This is a genomic window from Ruminococcus sp. 210702-SL.1.03 (genome assembly GCF_020559915.1).
Taxonomy (GTDB): domain Bacteria; phylum Bacillota; class Clostridia; order Oscillospirales; family Ruminococcaceae; genus YE71.
Genome location: NZ_JAJCLZ010000035.1, coordinates 1 through 15,234 on the forward strand (window position 1 = coordinate 1; position 15,234 = coordinate 15,234).

13 protein-coding genes and 2 pseudogenes are annotated in these 15,234 nt (G+C 46.3%); 8 read left to right on the forward strand and 7 right to left on the reverse strand.

Going from position 1 to position 15,234, the window contains the following annotated elements; all coding sequences use genetic code 11:
• Positions 1-284 precede the first annotated feature (284 nt).
• From LI114_RS12000 to LI114_RS12030, 7 genes and pseudogenes are all read right to left on the reverse strand, one after another.
• A complete protein-coding gene (locus tag LI114_RS12000; RefSeq protein WP_227220875.1) occupies positions 285-851 on the reverse strand; it encodes a hypothetical protein in 567 nt (188 codons plus the stop codon).
• A 410-nt stretch (positions 852-1,261) separates the two neighbouring features.
• A complete protein-coding gene (locus LI114_RS12005; protein WP_227220876.1) occupies positions 1,262-3,247 on the reverse strand; it encodes a helix-turn-helix domain-containing protein in 1,986 nt (661 codons plus the stop codon).
• A gap of 140 nt (positions 3,248-3,387) precedes the next feature.
• Positions 3,388-5,370 (reverse strand): annotated as a pseudogene (locus LI114_RS12010) (DNA polymerase).
• A gap of 90 nt (positions 5,371-5,460) precedes the next feature.
• A complete protein-coding gene (locus LI114_RS12015; RefSeq protein ID WP_227220877.1) occupies positions 5,461-6,021 on the reverse strand; it encodes a DUF2815 family protein in 561 nt (186 codons plus the stop codon).
• Positions 6,018-7,154, reverse strand: coding sequence for a DUF2800 domain-containing protein (locus LI114_RS12020; RefSeq protein ID WP_227220878.1), 1,137 nt, complete (start codon positions 7,152-7,154; stop codon positions 6,018-6,020). Before LI114_RS12020 ends, LI114_RS12015 begins: the two co-directional genes overlap by 4 nt.
• Positions 7,147-7,461 (reverse strand): hypothetical protein, encoded by a 315-nt coding sequence (locus LI114_RS12025; protein WP_227220880.1) that lies wholly within the window; start codon positions 7,459-7,461, stop codon positions 7,147-7,149. The genes LI114_RS12020 and LI114_RS12025 overlap by 8 nt, the downstream gene beginning before the upstream one ends.
• Complete coding sequence (locus LI114_RS12030; protein ID WP_227220881.1) at positions 7,421-7,603, reverse strand: hypothetical protein; 183 nt, start codon at positions 7,601-7,603, stop codon at positions 7,421-7,423. Before LI114_RS12030 ends, LI114_RS12025 begins: the two co-directional genes overlap by 41 nt.
• Positions 7,604-7,899: 296 nt before the next feature.
• On the opposite strand from LI114_RS12030, the gene LI114_RS12035 reads away from it, so the two are divergent.
• The 8 genes and pseudogenes from LI114_RS12035 to LI114_RS12070 all read left to right on the forward strand — a co-directional run.
• Entirely contained in the window at positions 7,900-10,176 is a 2,277-nt protein-coding gene (locus tag LI114_RS12035) for a phage/plasmid primase, P4 family (protein WP_227220882.1), read from the forward strand.
• 222 nt (positions 10,177-10,398) lie between these two features.
• Positions 10,399-10,680 carry a VRR-NUC domain-containing protein gene (locus LI114_RS12040; protein ID WP_227220884.1) on the forward strand — a complete coding sequence of 94 codons (282 nt, stop codon included), beginning with the start codon at positions 10,399-10,401 and terminating at the stop codon, positions 10,678-10,680.
• Between the two features lies 1 nt (position 10,681).
• Positions 10,682-12,070, forward strand: coding sequence for a DEAD/DEAH box helicase (locus tag LI114_RS12045; protein WP_227220885.1), 1,389 nt, complete (start codon positions 10,682-10,684; stop codon positions 12,068-12,070).
• Entirely contained in the window at positions 12,067-12,480 is a 414-nt protein-coding gene (locus LI114_RS12050; RefSeq protein WP_227220886.1) for a DUF1492 domain-containing protein, read from the forward strand. The genes LI114_RS12045 and LI114_RS12050 overlap by 4 nt, the downstream gene beginning before the upstream one ends.
• Before the next feature lie 108 nt (positions 12,481-12,588).
• Positions 12,589-12,954, forward strand: coding sequence for an HNH endonuclease (locus LI114_RS12055; RefSeq protein ID WP_227220887.1), 366 nt, complete (start codon positions 12,589-12,591; stop codon positions 12,952-12,954).
• A 94-nt stretch (positions 12,955-13,048) separates the two neighbouring features.
• Positions 13,049-13,621: a P27 family phage terminase small subunit gene (locus tag LI114_RS12060; protein WP_227220888.1), complete on the forward strand. Its 573-nt coding sequence runs from the start codon at positions 13,049-13,051 to the stop codon at positions 13,619-13,621.
• Positions 13,621-14,871 (forward strand): site-specific DNA-methyltransferase, encoded by a 1,251-nt coding sequence (locus LI114_RS12065; protein ID WP_227220890.1) that lies wholly within the window; start codon positions 13,621-13,623, stop codon positions 14,869-14,871. Before LI114_RS12060 ends, LI114_RS12065 begins: the two co-directional genes overlap by 1 nt.
• Positions 14,864-15,181 (forward strand): annotated as a pseudogene (locus LI114_RS12070) (DNA cytosine methyltransferase); the annotation flags it as partial. The gene LI114_RS12065 and the pseudogene LI114_RS12070, both read left to right, overlap by 8 nt.
• Positions 15,182-15,234 lie beyond the last annotated feature (53 nt).

Genomic DNA, 15,234 nt, shown 5'->3' on the forward strand with positions numbered 1-15,234 from the left:
CCAAATTTCTTTGTGGGTATTATTGTCATTTACACGGTTGGGTATTCAGACTCTTTATAATGTTTGGAGGATAATTATGACCCAATTCACAAAATCATTCCTATGGCGCTTCATATTAGACATTATCTTATTGGGAATATTTGTTAGTCTTCGCCAAAATATGTTGATACTGAAAATATCAAAAATTTAACAACGAAGGTTTCTGGTTATATAGACAAGTTAAAGAAATATAATGGTTTTTTTGAAACTCTCAAAGAAATAAGCGGCGTATTGACACTTTCATATTACTCCTCGCAATTTGAAAATTTTGTATAAAACGTTTTGATGCGTCCGATCCGCTTATAAAGGGTTGTCTTCTTAATATCAAGCTTTTCGCTGATATCTTTGATTTTATATCCGTCACGGAGCATACTGAGTATTTTGTCAAGCTGATAGCCTTTTTTCTTGAGATAATCGGTAAACTGTTCCATTTCTATCTCCCACTCAACCTGCTCAATCGAGTTGTTTGGATCTGCAATCTCAAAACCGTTTCTATCACGCAGATCTTCAAGCGAACATAGCGCAGATGTTTTATTATTAAGTTTACCCGCCTTAGGACAGCCAAAGCAGCTTTTGGTGCATCTTACCGGCATGCCGTTTTTGCCTTCGATCAGGCACTTATGTTCTCTTTCATCTGCTTTATCTTCGCTCCAGGCAGGCCTCATATAGTCATTGCAGATCTGTTCGTCTGCTTCTTTAATGTATACAAGCTGCATTTTTGAGCCTATCCTTTTATAGGAAACTTTCTCGGCTTCGAAGTTGTTTCCCACCGCAAATTCTTTGCTGATAGGCATATATAATCTTTTGGACATATTCTTATTCCTCCTTTTTGGAGGAACCCATGCCCATCTGACGAAATCAAAAGTTTATCCATAAGGATTCCTCCTAAAATGGTTAAACTGACTGTCAATAATGATCAGTTGCTCTTATGTCCACAAAGCGGCTTTATTGACACGGGTTAATTACTCCCAACTGCCTTGAAGAGAGCCCTTTTGTATCTTGCTCAGGATCATTTCAAAAGAATTTTCTTTTGTGTCCTCATTATAACATAGCCTGATCGTGGGGGCAATCAACTCAGACTTTAATAACGAAAACCCAGCAAAAAAGGGCTTATCTGCTGTTTCATGGTCTGAAAACGGCGGATAAGCCCTTAAATTTATATATTTTATTAAAGTCTAACGCGAATAATTATGCTCAAAAAAATAAGATTTGTATAGTTGCACTAATTTATCTTGTGAAATTTGTGCACTTTTCTCTTTTTGCTTTTTTCTCTCTCTTCCCAGTTTTGTTGGTCTTTTTCAGCTCGTTTTTTATCATATAGTTTGATTTTAGGCGATTCGATCTCATCAAGGTATTTCTGCCACTGTTCAAGTGTTTCATCTGTATGGCACATTACAAGATCCATAAAGATGAAACCTTCTGTAGTATGAGGAAAGTCTACTTGAGCTTTTTTCATCAGATCAAGGCAATATGCAGGAGCAAGATTTAATCCTATAAATAGTTTCATTAGGGTTTGTAATTTTACTTCTTTAACTTTTCCGGTTCGTATATGGCTTAACGACTGTGTGCTGATCTGAGATCTCTGAAATAATTCAAAAGCAGTTAGTCCTTTTCGCTTAATATGAAAGTTTAAAGTTTTTACAAAAGATCCGGGTAGATCTTCGAAAACCTTTACCATCTCTTTCGCACCGCTTTTAACTTTCTTTAATTCATTTTTTTGTATATCGTTTAATTCGCATACTTTGGTTGTTATATCATTGTTTGCTTCCACAAAAAAACTCGCCGAGATCTCTCTGCAAAGAAACCCTAAATTACCATACGAATCATCATACGCTCTATCGTATTTCCTTTCACGTTTAAAAACAAGGCAGCACTCGTCAGCATGGTCGAGCGCGTATCTTGTCATTGAAGGAAAGCCCTCTTTATCATACTGTATGTACTTTTCATTGTTGATGCAAAGCATATTGTTGACGAATACTATTTTATTGGCGAGGAACAGAGCGTACAGATCGGGCGAATCGATGACTAATTTTGCCGCACTTACTGAGTTGATGACAAATGTTTCATTTTTGCCTAACGCATTCTTGTCAAAAGAGAAAGGCTTGATGTACTTGCCGTCAACATAAACGAATACACCCTTTGCCTGCTCAAACCCTAACTCAGCCGCACGCAGCTTTGCCGAAGACCTTGATACATTGAAAAAGGCAGCGGTGCTGTCAATAGTCTGTTGAAATAACTCTGCATCTCTTACGTTTTCGGGCGTTGTTCGACGGAGTGCCGCAAACTTGTCTTTTATATACTTCCTTGTCATTGACGCAGGCATAAGTATTTTGGGAGCAAGCTCGTTTGCCTGCCATTCTATCCAGTCGATCTCGGTAGCCTTTGATCCTGTTTTGTTTGAATAGCCTGATTCTTTGTATGCCATGGATACGGGGTCTTTTGTCAATAACTTTTTCATTTCAAAAAACAGCCTGTGCCATTTCCAATGGACACATTCGTGGATTATAGTATTGCTCAAAGTGCCGAACTTGCAGTCGGGATCTATAAGTATTGAGCCTGCTGATATGTTTGCTTCGGTTAAATCTAGCAAAGGATATTTTTTATATACTTTTTCTATGGCGGGATCAAAATATATCTTGCCGCAAATGTTGTTTTCCAATGGGGCGGAGTATATTTCCAGACCCATGTTTGCGGCAACTTCTACTGCGGGCAATCTCATAGGTTCTTCAAGTGCAGCAGGGCAGTACTCTTTCAAAAACTGTTCGGCGACATCATCGGCATCCTTGACATACAGATACGGCACGAGCGAGCGGCTGAGATTATTTCTTCCGTCGAATTCTTCTTTGCTGTATTCCTCAACACTGGTGATCTTAAAGTTTTTCATTCCGTCATTCAGCATACAGCTTGCTTCCAAAGAAAGCCACATGGAAGTTATTTTATCCTCATGATCGTGGTAATATCTTTTGTCGGCGGATACATATGCGAGAACATCTATCCTAAAGCTTAGGTTTTCATCTTCCAGCGAACTTGTTTTTTTGAAAGATACTCCGTTAATATCCATGCCCTCAAATTCGAGCTTTTGAGCATTAGCTATTTTATCATCTGAAAGTGAGCTTTTATTGTCGGTAATAAATTCCTCAATGCTGCCGGCTATGACATCGTAATAGTTATCATAGAGAAATTTTTCAAAAGTTATACTGTTGCCCATTTTTGGCTCCTTTTTTATGAGTAATGGTCAGAAAGTTTTTATGCGTATAGCCATATTATAACACTTTCAGACATAAAATACAAGACTTTTTGCATGAAAATGCCGCCTAAGAATGATTATTCCTTGGCGGCACTTTGGGGTCATTCTTTTTTGTAGTGTTCGCACTCAAAGCCGTCCGCTCTCAGTGCCAGTCCCGGTATCCATTCGGGCGTTCGCCCCATTCGCTCACATACAGCGTCAAGGTCAGTATCAGCACGGCATTCAATAATAAGCTCGTCATGAACGTGCCCGACAATAAAGCAATGTGAAAGCGTTCTCATCGCATAGCAGAGTATATCGCGGCTAACTGCCTGAACGATGTTTTCCACAAATTTCGGTCCGTATGATTCGATAAGATCCCACTTCTTTTTTGCATCGATGCCGTAGTATGCTACCGATTCTCCGCCGAATTTGTTTGTAGTTTTCCGCGGATTCACATAGCTCAGCCGCCTGCCAGAGGGAAGCGTGATGAAGAGCATTCCCGATCTCTAGTACACCTCTATACAGCCGACTTTTGCGGGCAGCCGCATTTGTATAGCCTGCTTTACCGCATCGTCTATCTCATGCCAATATTCCACGATGTGCGGATTTGACTGCCGCCATGAATTTACCAGCGGCTGAAGCTCCTCTTCACAAAGCCCCATTTCAATAGCGCCCATAGCTTTTAATGCACCAACTCCGCCGCCGTAGCCAAGCGCAAGCTCTGCGATCTTGCCTTTTTGCCGCAGGTGGCTGTTTGCCCCATGCTTTTCAACAGGCACTCCAAACATCTTGCTTGCCGACGCGCAGTAAATATCTCCGCCCGACTCAAATACCTCAGACCGCCACTTTTCTCCCGCAAGGTGCGAAAGCACACGGGCTTCGATAGCGCTGAAATCCGCCACTATATATTTATACCCCGTACGCGGTATAAAAGCCGTGCGTATGAGGTTGGAAAGCACGAGCGGAACGTTCTCGTAAAGCAGGTCAAGCGTATCATAGTCGCCGCTTTTCACAAGACTTCGTGCCTCTGAGAGATCTTCCATATGGTTTTGCGGCAGGTTTTGAAGCTGAACGATACGCCCTGAAAAACGTCCGCTGCGGTTCGCTCCGTAGAAAAGAAACATTCCCCTGCACCTAAGGTCGCCGCACATTGCGTTGTCCATTGCCTGATATTTGCGTACAGATGATTTTGCAAGTTTCTGACGCAGAGATAAGACCTCCGCTATGTTTTTGTCGGCGCTTTTCATAAGCTCGGCGACATCCTTTTTGCCGAGCGAAGGCGCTTTAACATTATTTTCTTCCAAAAATGCCTTCATCTGCGCCACGCTGTTTGGATTTTCAAGGTGCGTTTTTTCTTTGAGCAGATCGGTTATTTTTGACTTGCTCAGCTCATCTATCTTTATCGCGTTTCGTACAAGTGCGGCATCGCAAAGTATGCCTCTGTCATTTATCTCCTGATCGAGATGGTATTCCTCCCAGACATTTGCGGGTACGGGGTACTTCTGCAAACGCTTTTGTATCTGCATTTCAACCTCAACATCTCGCTTGTTGTATTTCTTGAAAAGTCCCCACCTTTGGGGCGAATGTTCGGGCAGGTTTCTTGTGCGGCCGCCGTTTGACTTTGTGGCTTTGCAGGGAACGCAAAAGTAGCGGATAAGCTCTTTGCCTTCCTTTAATTTCTGCTCCGAAAGCCCGAGTACAGCGCCGACCTGCTCGAGCGAGCGGGGAAGTCCGTTGTAAAGTGCAAGCACCATCGAGCACCTCCATGACGAGGGGTCAAGGTATCTGCCGACGGTATCCTCAGGTACGCTGTAAGAGCAAAAATGCTCGGGGTGATATTTGAACAGCCAGTTTGAAAGGCAAATGCGCTCAAAATTTGCGTTGAATGCCCACTTGATGCAGTTCTCATCGCTTATGGCGGCTAATATCTCTTCGGGCACATTTTCTCCGCAAGCGAGGTCATAAACAGTAGGCGGCATATCATTCACCGAAACGCAGAGCAGAAGTATCTCGAATTCGGGGTCTTCGCTGTAGCGATACACGCCGCATTTTTGAAGATCAGCGGGGCTGTATGTTTCCAGATCAAGCGAAAGCTTTGTTATTTTGTCCATAGTTTATCCTTTCCGAATAAATTTTAAAAATAATCGGCAGCAAGAAAACTCCTGCCGCCGATATTTTAGCTGTTAAGTATATCAGCTGAGAAAATCATCATCTTCGCTGTCAAGACCCGCAAATTCGGTCTCGGCATTCACACGTCCGCCGAGGGGTTCGCCGTCACGAAGCTTCTGCATCGCAAGCAGTCCTGCCGCGATACCCCTGTTTCCGTTCTTTGAGAAACAGTAGAAATTGATAGACGCCCTGCCGTAGATACCTGAGTAAAGCTCTGAGGTATCGATGATAAGGCTGTTGTTGCCGTCAACTACGCCCGGCTTTCTGGTGCTGTTCGCGTTGAGAAAGTAAGAGTTAGCGTAGGTGGGGTCATCGGGGCGCTCCTTGTCGCCGTCGCGCAGGGGAGTCTTGATGTTTTCAAGGGCGGGTACGCTCTTTCCGCTGCCGCGGAGGGTAGCCTCTCCGTCCTCGTAAGCCGCCTTGATAGCCGCCTTGATCTTGCTGACGGTAACGGTGTCATCCTTAGAGATGATAAGGCAGGCTGAATACTTCGGTGTGCCGCCGTTTACCGACTTAGGTTCGTTCACGTTGAGGAACGCAAATCTCGTGTTTTTTCCTGTGATAGCTTTTGTTCTGTTAGTCATATTTTTTCCTCCTGATCGCTGATCGAATCATTTGTATGTATATTTATTTCGGGACGCTTATCGTCGGCCGGAATAAGTATCGGTTTGCCCGGCGGCTTGTACACTAAACCGCCTAATATCTCGTTAAATCTCTTCTTGCCAAGCTCAGAGGTCATCGCCGTGATGCCTTTGAGCTTTTTTTCGTATGGTTCGTATCCTGCCGCTTCAACTGCTTTTGCGGCGGCCGTTTCGTCCGTGTATTTTCGTGCAGACCGCCCCTCTGCAAGCTTGAAGCCGCTGTATCTTGTGCCGGCAAGCGCCTGCTTTAGTGCATAGTCTTTCACGTCATTCGCCCATGAAACTAAGTTGTCTAAGCTGGGAAGTATCTCCGCTGCGTCATCATCGCTCAGATGAGCAGGGTCAGCAAATTCGTACTTTGCAAGCTCCATGTTCTGTTCCGCCCTCGTCTTGCAGAAAGCCTTGACGGCGCAGAAGCGGCAGTGTTCTCCCGCAGCGTACTCGCCCTCGCCTGCGTATGCAAGCTTTGCGGCGGGTGCCAAGACCTCGTCTGCCCATGTGAGAAGCTCAGAAACGCTCATCTCATAACTGCTGATGTTTTCTCTTCTTGGCTGAAATATCGAAAGCCTTATTTTGTCTGTTCGGTAAAGCGTATCGAAAGTATCCACCGCACCGAGCGCATAGCACATAAGCTGAGAGTTCCTTTCGGCGGAAACGAGGACACCCGTTCCGTACTTGAAGTCAATGATGTGTATAAGCCCATCTGCTGCGATAACGCAGTCGCCTGTTCCGAAACCATCGGGGACCCAGCGGCTGAGATCAAGCCGCTGTTCCACGCCGACAAATACATCACCGCCGATCTTCTTTGCTTCTGCTATCTTAGTCATAACAAAGCCGCAGTAGTCCTCGGCATGATACTGCATCTCGGCGTCATAGTGCTCAAGCGAGCCTGTCGGGTCAGCCGCATCTCTTCCAAGTGCTTTTAGAACGAGGTGTTCGCAGAGAGTATGTGCCTCGCTGCCGAGCTTTGCGTATTCACTCGGCGTGTCGGCAGCGTTTTCACATTCTTTAGCTGACTTTGTGCAGGCTATCCAGCGTGCGCTTGCTGAGGCGGAAAGGTACGCGTGCTTACTCATTGCCCGCCGCCTTTTCGGTAAGCTTGCTAAGCTCTTCTACTACCGCGGGATAGTCCTCGGGCGAGATAGCTGTGAAATTTTTGCCGAAACGGTTTACTATCTGCTTCACCTCTGCCTTGAAGCCCCCAGCGGTTTTTGCGGCGAGCATGCCACGCACCTTTTCGGCGGAGAGCTTTTCTTCTTTCGGCTGCGGTTTTGCCTCAGCGTCGGCTGCGCTTTCTGCCCTGAGTGCTGCGGCGACCATTGCCGCGCTTTTGCTCAAAGCCTCAAAGGCTTCTTTCAGCACAGCGGTATCTGCATTTTTCACTGCATTTTCCTCCATTCATCTTTTCATAGTTTTTCATTGTCATTGCCAGCTCGGCGGCGGTCTCGCTGATGTGGATAAAAACTGCCGACATCTCAGCAAGCATTTTCGCCTCGCTGTATTCTGCATGTTTGTTTTTTGCCATTTCGTATCACCTTCTTTCCCTTCACTATATAGCGGACATTTTTAGGCATATTTTATAACATCTTTCAGAAAAAATTTCTGTGCCTTATCGTCGCGCCATTTCTCCCCTCACTATATTAAGGACATTTAAAGGCGATTTTTATAATGCGAAAAAAATTTTTTATTCGGTATAAAAAAGAGTGAAAAATGTCCGTTATATGGTAAGGGGGGAGAATACTATAAAAAAGCAAAGGCGGTGAGAAGTTTTGAGATATTTGATGTATAAGGCGTTTGCAGAAAAGAAGGAGGCTGAGATGAATGGAACTGAAACTTTGCGTTTCAGATGTTAAGGGCGTTTGCACAAACTGCGTTTATCCTTATGAAGTCACGGCGACTTCCTCCGATGAGCTGAAAAAAGCTGTGCAGTTTGACCACGTCTGCGCTGTGTATAAGAACCATTACAGGGCAAACGATAAGTTTTTGTCCTCGCAGTGTATTCCGATGGACTGCGATAATGACCACACCGATGACCCGAACGAATGGGTAACTCCCGAAGCGCTTGAAAACGAGTTCGCCGATGTGAAATACGCTGTTACATACAGCCGCAATCACATGAAAGTTAAGGGGCGCGTTTCGGCGAGGCCGCGGTTTCATGTTTACTTTGAGATACCCGAAATGAAAGACCCCGACGCTTACTCTAAGCTGAAAGAACGTATCAGCGAAGATTATCCGTTTTTCGATGCGGGCGCTTTGGGGGCTGCAAGGTTCATCTTCGGCTGTGACGGCGGAGATGTTATATGGCATGACGGAACGACAACGATAGATAAGCTTATCACAAAAAACAACTTCGGCACAAGCAGCGCCGCTATTCCCGCGGGAGCAAGAAATTCTACCCTAAGCCGCTTTGCGGGGCGTGTGGTAAAGCGTTACGGTCACGGCGATGACGCTTATCGTATTTTTATGCAGGAAGCGGAAAAGTGCGACCCTCCGCTCGGGCAGGACGAGCTTGGACGTATTTGGGATTCGGCAGGGAAGTTTGAGAAAAAGGTATCTTCTCAGTCGGGATACATTCCGCCGTCGAGTTTTAACGCGGCTGTACCCTATGCGCCTGCGGGAAGTTTGAAGCCGAGCGACTTTTCTGACATTGGGCAGGCGAAGGTGCTTGCAAATGTTTATGGCAATGAGCTTAAATTCAACCCCGCTACTGATTATCTCAGATATAACGGTATCTTTTGGGAGGAGTCGAAAGAGGCGGCGGTAGGAGCCTGCGAGGAATTTTTAGATCTTCAGCTTGCTGACGCTCAGCTTTGCGTTATGCTTACGCAGCAGGATCTGCTGAACTCGGGGCTTGACCCGAGCATTATAAAAGCGGGCGGAAAAAAGGTGACGGCGACTTTAAGCAACAGCCAGTACGAGCTGTATCAGAGATACCTTGATGCCGCGGCATATGCGGCTTTTGTGATGAAGCGGCGTGACTACAAGTTCATAAGGTCTGCGCTCGATTCGGCAAGACCTATGGTAAGCATAGATTTTGAGGAGCTTGATAAAAACGAGTTCCTGCTGAACACACCATTTTCTACATACGACCTCAGACTTGGAATGGCGGGCAGGCAGGAACATAGTTCGGAAGACCTTATTACAAAAGTGACATTGACAGAGCCGGGCGACGACGGCGAGGATATTTGGCTCGATACATTGGATAAGACCTTTTTAGGTGATAAGGAGCTTATCGATTACGTTCAGGAAGTAGTGGGGCTTGCGGCTGTCGGCAAAGTTTACGTTGAGGCACTGATAATTGCTTACGGCGAGGGCAGGAACGGAAAATCAACGTTTTGGAATTCGATCTCGAAAGTTTTAGGCACATATTCGGGCAATCTTTCGGCAGATACACTTACAGTAGGCTGTAAGAGAAATGTCAAGCCGGAAATGGCGGAAACAAAGGGCAAGCGCCTTATAATCGCGGCGGAGCTCGACGAGGGTACAAGGCTCAACACTTCGGTGGTAAAACAGCTTTGCAGCACCGACCAGATCTTTGCGGAGAAAAAGTATAAAGCACCTGCGGCTTTCACACCTTCGCATACCGTAGTGCTTTACACAAATCACCTTCCTAGGGTCGGTGCAAATGACGCGGGAACATGGCGCAGGCTTATCGTTATCCCATTCAACGCAAAATTCGAGGGCAGTGCAGACCGCAAGAATTTTACCGAAACGCTTGTAATGCAGGCAGGCTCTGCGATACTCAAATGGATAATAGAGGGCGCGTGCAAGGTGATAAGCCACGGCTTTCATATCTCTCAGCCTAAGCTTGTTACTGAAGCTATCAATGAGTATCATCAAAAGAATGACTGGCTGGGAATGTTCCTTGAGGACTGCTGCGAGGTGGACGCATCATATGAGGAAAAGTCGGGTGAGCTTTATCAGGAATACCGCAGTTACACGGTCAGAATGGGTGAGTTTACCAGAGGCAACGTAGACTTTTACTCAGCGCTTGACTTAGCGGGCTTTGGCAGGAGAAGAAAGAAAACGGGAAACTACATCGTAGGACTCAGACTTAAAACAGCTTTTGCGGCTGATGAGGCAGAGGAGGATAGTTAAAAATTTGAGGGTAAAAGCGTGAGTGGTGGAAGCGGTGGAACTGCTGACAGTAAAGTCTGTATAGCTGATAAAAAGAATTGATCTATATAAGCTTTACGAAATGTGTTCCACACCCTCCACCACTCAGCTGATAACCTCGTTTTTGTAATGGGCATTACTTTCCTGAATGAAAAATGACATACATAAGCGACATACCTAAAAATTTGGTGAGAGGAGAACAATATGAGAGAAAAAGAAATAGAGCAGAAATTAGTGCGTGAGGTGAAACGCCGCGGCGGCATTTGCCCGAAGTTTGTTTCGCCCGGAGCTAACGGAATGCCCGACAGAATAGTTTTTCTGCGTGATGAGTGCATGGCCTTTGCAGAGGTGAAGTCGCCCGGCAAAAAGCCGCGTGCATTGCAGGCAAAAAGGCACAGCGACCTCAGAAAGCTGGGGTACAAGGTATTTGTGATAGATGACGCAAAACAGATAGCAAAGATGATAAAAGAAATAGAGGCGAAGTAAAATGTTGACAAAAGAACAGTTACATGAATATCAGAGATACTGCATCGAGTTTATCAAAAAGAACCCTGCGGTATTGCTCATACTTGAAATGGGGCTTGGCAAAACGATAATCTCGCTGACAGCCATAGAGGAGCTTATGTTTGAAAGCTTTGAAGTAAATAAAGTGCTGATAATAGCGCCGCTCAGAGTTGCAAGAGATGTATGGCCTGAGGAGATACGCGGCTGGAGCCATGTAAAAGACCTGCGCTGTTCGGTGATTCTCGGCAAAAAAGAAGCCAGAACGGAAGCTTTAAATGCCGATGCGGATATTTACATAATCAATCGTGAGAACTTACAGTGGCTTGTTGAAGAGCTTGAAAAGAGCCATACGCCATGGCCCTTTGATATGGCAGTGATAGACGAACTCAGTTCATTTAAGAATTGCAGGTCGAAAAGATACAGAGCGCTGAACAAGGTGTGTCCATTCATCAGCAGGATAGTTGGTTTGACCGGTACGCCCTCGAGCAACGGACTTATGGATCTTTGGAGCGAGGTACGCCTTACCGACGGCGGAAAACGTCTTGGCAAATACATCGGGAGATTCAGAGAGCAGTATTTCAAGGTCGGTGACATGAACCCGTACACAGGTGAGGTCTATAATTACATTCCCTTGCCGGGCGCAGAGGAGGAGATCTACAAAAAGATAGGGGATATTACGGTATCAATGAAGTCGCTTGATTACCTTGAAATGCCTGAGTGCATCAATATCAGGCACGAGGTGGAAATAAACGGTAAGGAGAGAAAGCTTTATAATTCGCTGAAAAACAATATGATCTTACAGCTTGGCGGAAATAATATCTGCGCAGAAAATGCGGCGGTGCTTTCGGGAAAGCTGCAGCAGATGGCGAATGGCGCGATATACGATGAGAATAAAGAGATCATAAATATCCACGAAAGAAAGCTAGATATGCTCGAAGACCTTGTGGAGCAGTCGAATGGGCAGTCGGTGCTTATCGCATACTGGTATCAGCATGACAGGACAAGGATCGCAGAAAGGCTGAAAAAAGCGGGGTATGAGCCGAGAGAGCTTAGATCGGAGCAGGATATTCTCGACTGGAACAGCGGCAGGATACAGACAGCCCTTATTTCGCCGGCATCAGCGGGTCATGGCTTGAATATTCAGAAGGGAGGGCATATCCTCGTATGGTTTTCGACGATCTGGTCGCTTGAGATGTTTCAGCAGACAAATGCGAGATTATGGCGGCAGGGGCAAAAAGACATCGTGACTATCCACCACATTATCTGCAAGGACACTATTGACGAAGACGTTTTAGACGCTTTGGAAAACAAGGACACCACGCAAAAGCGGCTGATTGACGCCGTAAAAGCAGATCTGGAGGTACAAAAATGACAGCGAAAGAATACTTGAATCAAGCGTACAGACTCAACGAACGCATAGACTGCGACATTTCAGAACTTGAAAATTTGCGGGATATGTCGTCAAGAATATCCTCCTGCAATTTTGAGGAGCGTTTCAGCGGCACACGTTCCACCGAGCCACCGTTCGTGAGATACTTGGGCAAGATAGTCGATATGGAGCGGAAAATAAACGCCGAGATCGACCGGCTCGTTGACCTCAAAGCCGAGATCCGTACAGCTGTTGAGCAGGTCGAGAATATCAACGAGCGGCTTGTCCTGCAGTACAGATACATCGAGGGAATGACCTGGGAACGCATCGCAGAGCGGCTTTTTGCCGACCGCAGTACAGTTATCCGCTGGCATAGAAAAGCACTGAAAAACTTTGCCGTCCCCGAAAAGTGACACGGTTTGCCATTGTTTGCACCGCCCCTAGTGTGATATACTGTATAATAGAAAATATTGTGAAGAGCCTCGCTAAAATGCGGGGCTTTTTCTGTTGGAGATGAGATAATGCCCACCAAACCTGCACACCCTTGTGCTTACCCTAACTGTCCGAAACTTACGCATAGCCGCTACTGCGAGGAGCATACCAAGCTTGCCAACAAGCAGTACGAACGATACGGCAGAAAATACAGACCCAGCAAGCGTTACGGCAGAGCGTGGAAACGTATCCGTGACAACTATGCGGCGGCTCACCCATTGTGTGAGATGTGCCTACAGCAAGGACGTTACACACCTACCGAGCAGATACACCACAAACTGCCGCTCGCGCAGGGCGGAACTAACGATACGCAGAACTTGATGGCTCTGTGCAAGGCTTGTCATTCTAGGATACATTCGGAGATGGGGGATAGGTGGGGCGGTCGAAATCTCTAAAAGATACATTTTTTGTAACGGGCGCAGGGTGGCATACACAAAAAAGCCGGTTCAAACGGGGGATTAACCCCTAAGAAATTTTGGAGGTGAAATTTTGGCTAAAGACGGAACAAATCGTGGCGGACGGCGTGTCCGTGCGGGAGATAAGCCCCTCCCTGCCGCTGAACGAATACAGAGCGGTCTGCCCACAAGAATTATGAATAATGACATTCCGACCCTCGAGCCTGCCGAACTTGAATCAGTAGACCTGCCCGAGGGTGCTGTGCTGGACGGTGCGGATATGCCCCGCCCTGCGGAGTATCTTTCTGCAAGACAAAAGAATGGCGTGCCGCTGGGGGCTGATGAGATATACAAGGAAACTTGGCTGTGGCTGAAACGCAGAGGGTGCGAGAACCTAGTCAACAAGCGGCTTATCGAAGCGTATGCTCAGGCTTTCGCTCGATATATCCAGTGCGAGGACGCTGTCAGCCAGTACGGACTGCTCGGCAAACACCCCACCACAGGCGGAGTAATGGCTTCACCTTTCGTGCAGATGAGCCAGCAGTTTCAAAAGTCAGCAAACCTCATTTGGTATGAAATTTACGATATTGTCAAGCGAAACTGCACGGAACAGTTCAGCGAAAGTCCGCACGACGCTATGGAAGAGTTACTTAGGAGGAGAGGCTAATGCAAACCACAACAGAAATGCAGCTTGTTTCAACAGACAAGCTTATCCCATATGTCAACAATGCCCGAACCCATTCGGCTGAGCAGATAATGAAACTTCGCTCGTCCTTGCGTGAGTTCGGGTTTATCAATCCTGTCATAATCGACCGTGAGTTTAACGTTATCGCAGGTCACGGACGCATTGCAGCCGCAAAGGCTGAGGGCATTGAAGAAGTTCCCTGCGTGTTCGCTGACCATCTTACAGAGGCTCAAAAGAAAGCATATATACTTGCCGACAACAGAATGGTACTCGACGCCGGCTGGGACGAAGAGATGCTCAAAGTTGAGATCGAGGCTTTGCAGGCTGAGGATATTGACATCTCGCTGACGTGGTTTGATGAGAAAGAGCTGGCAAGTCTTTTTGATACTGATACAGATGCACAAGAGGACGATTTCGATGTTGACGCTGAGTTGGAAAAGCCTTGTGTTACGCAGAGTGGAGATATATGGACGCTTGGAAAGCACACTCTTGTATGCGGTGACAGCACAAAAGAAGATACATACGCCGCTCTTATGGACAGCAGAAAGGCAAACCTAGTCATAACCGACCCGCCCTACAACGTAAATTACGAGGGTACGGCTGGCAAGATAAAAAATGACAATATGGCTGCGGACAAGTTCTATCAGTTTCTGTTTGACGCTTTCAGCAATATGGCAAATGTTATGGCGGACGATGCGAGCATTTACGTTTTCCACGCAGATACGGAAGGTCTGAATTTCCGCAAGGCTTTTGCAGATGCAGGTTTTTATCTTTCCGGGTGCTGTATTTGGAAAAAGCAAAGCCTAGTGCTTGGACGTTCGCCTTATCAGTGGCAGCACGAACCAGTCCTCTACGGTTGGAAAAAGAAAGGCAAACACCAGTGGTACACCGGCAGAAAAGAATCTACCATCTGGGAATTCGACAAGCCGAAGCGCAATGGCGACCACCCGACAATGAAGCCTGTTCCATTGTTAGCCTACCCGATACGCAATTCCAGTATGGTTAATTCAGTAGTCCTTGACCCATTCGGCGGAAGCGGCTCAACGCTCATAGCCTGCGAACAAACGGACAGAATATGCCTTACCATTGAGCTTGATGAGAAGTTTTGCGATGTGATCGTCAAGAGATACATCGAGCAGGTTGGCAGTGATGATGGTGTGTATGTTGTCCGAGATGGCAAAAAGATACCTTACTCAGAACTTGTGAAAGAGGTGGAGGAAGCGAATGACTAAAACCGACCTTACTCTGGGAAGTCTTTTTGACGGCTCAGGCGGCTTTCCACTTGGCGGAATGATATGCGGGATAAAGCCGATATGGGCGTCAGAGATAGAGCCTTTTCCCATAAGAGTGACCACGAAGAGAATACCACAGATGAAACACTACGGCGATATTTCAAAGCTTAGCGGTGCTAAACTTCCGCCTGTGGACATCATCACATTCGGCAGTCCTTGTCAGGATATGAGCATAGCAGGAAAAAGAGCAGGGCTTGGTGGCTCACGTTCAAACCTTTTCTACGAGGCTTTAAGACTAATAGACGAAATGATGATATAGTATAATAAAACTTGACACTCCAACCTCAAAGAAGTAAAATAGAA

Coding starts and splice junctions, on each gene's coding strand:
- LI114_RS12035 (WP_227220882.1), top strand. CDS start 7,900: ATGGAACTGAAACTTTGCGTTTCAGATGTTAAGGGCGTTTGCACAAAC.
- LI114_RS12030 (WP_227220881.1), bottom strand. CDS start 7,603: ATGGCAAAAAACAAACATGCAGAATACAGCGAGGCGAAAATGCTTGCT.
- LI114_RS12040 (WP_227220884.1), top strand. CDS start 10,399: ATGAGAGAAAAAGAAATAGAGCAGAAATTAGTGCGTGAGGTGAAACGC.
- LI114_RS12015 (WP_227220877.1), bottom strand. CDS start 6,021: ATGACTAACAGAACAAAAGCTATCACAGGAAAAAACACGAGATTTGCG.
- LI114_RS12065 (WP_227220890.1), top strand. CDS start 13,621: ATGCAAACCACAACAGAAATGCAGCTTGTTTCAACAGACAAGCTTATC.
- LI114_RS12005 (WP_227220876.1), bottom strand. CDS start 3,247: ATGGGCAACAGTATAACTTTTGAAAAATTTCTCTATGATAACTATTAC.
- LI114_RS12000 (WP_227220875.1), bottom strand. CDS start 851: ATGTCCAAAAGATTATATATGCCTATCAGCAAAGAATTTGCGGTGGGA.
- LI114_RS12055 (WP_227220887.1), top strand. CDS start 12,589: ATGCCCACCAAACCTGCACACCCTTGTGCTTACCCTAACTGTCCGAAA.
- LI114_RS12020 (WP_227220878.1), bottom strand. CDS start 7,154: ATGAGTAAGCACGCGTACCTTTCCGCCTCAGCAAGCGCACGCTGGATA.
- LI114_RS12050 (WP_227220886.1), top strand. CDS start 12,067: ATGACAGCGAAAGAATACTTGAATCAAGCGTACAGACTCAACGAACGC.
- LI114_RS12045 (WP_227220885.1), top strand. CDS start 10,682: ATGTTGACAAAAGAACAGTTACATGAATATCAGAGATACTGCATCGAG.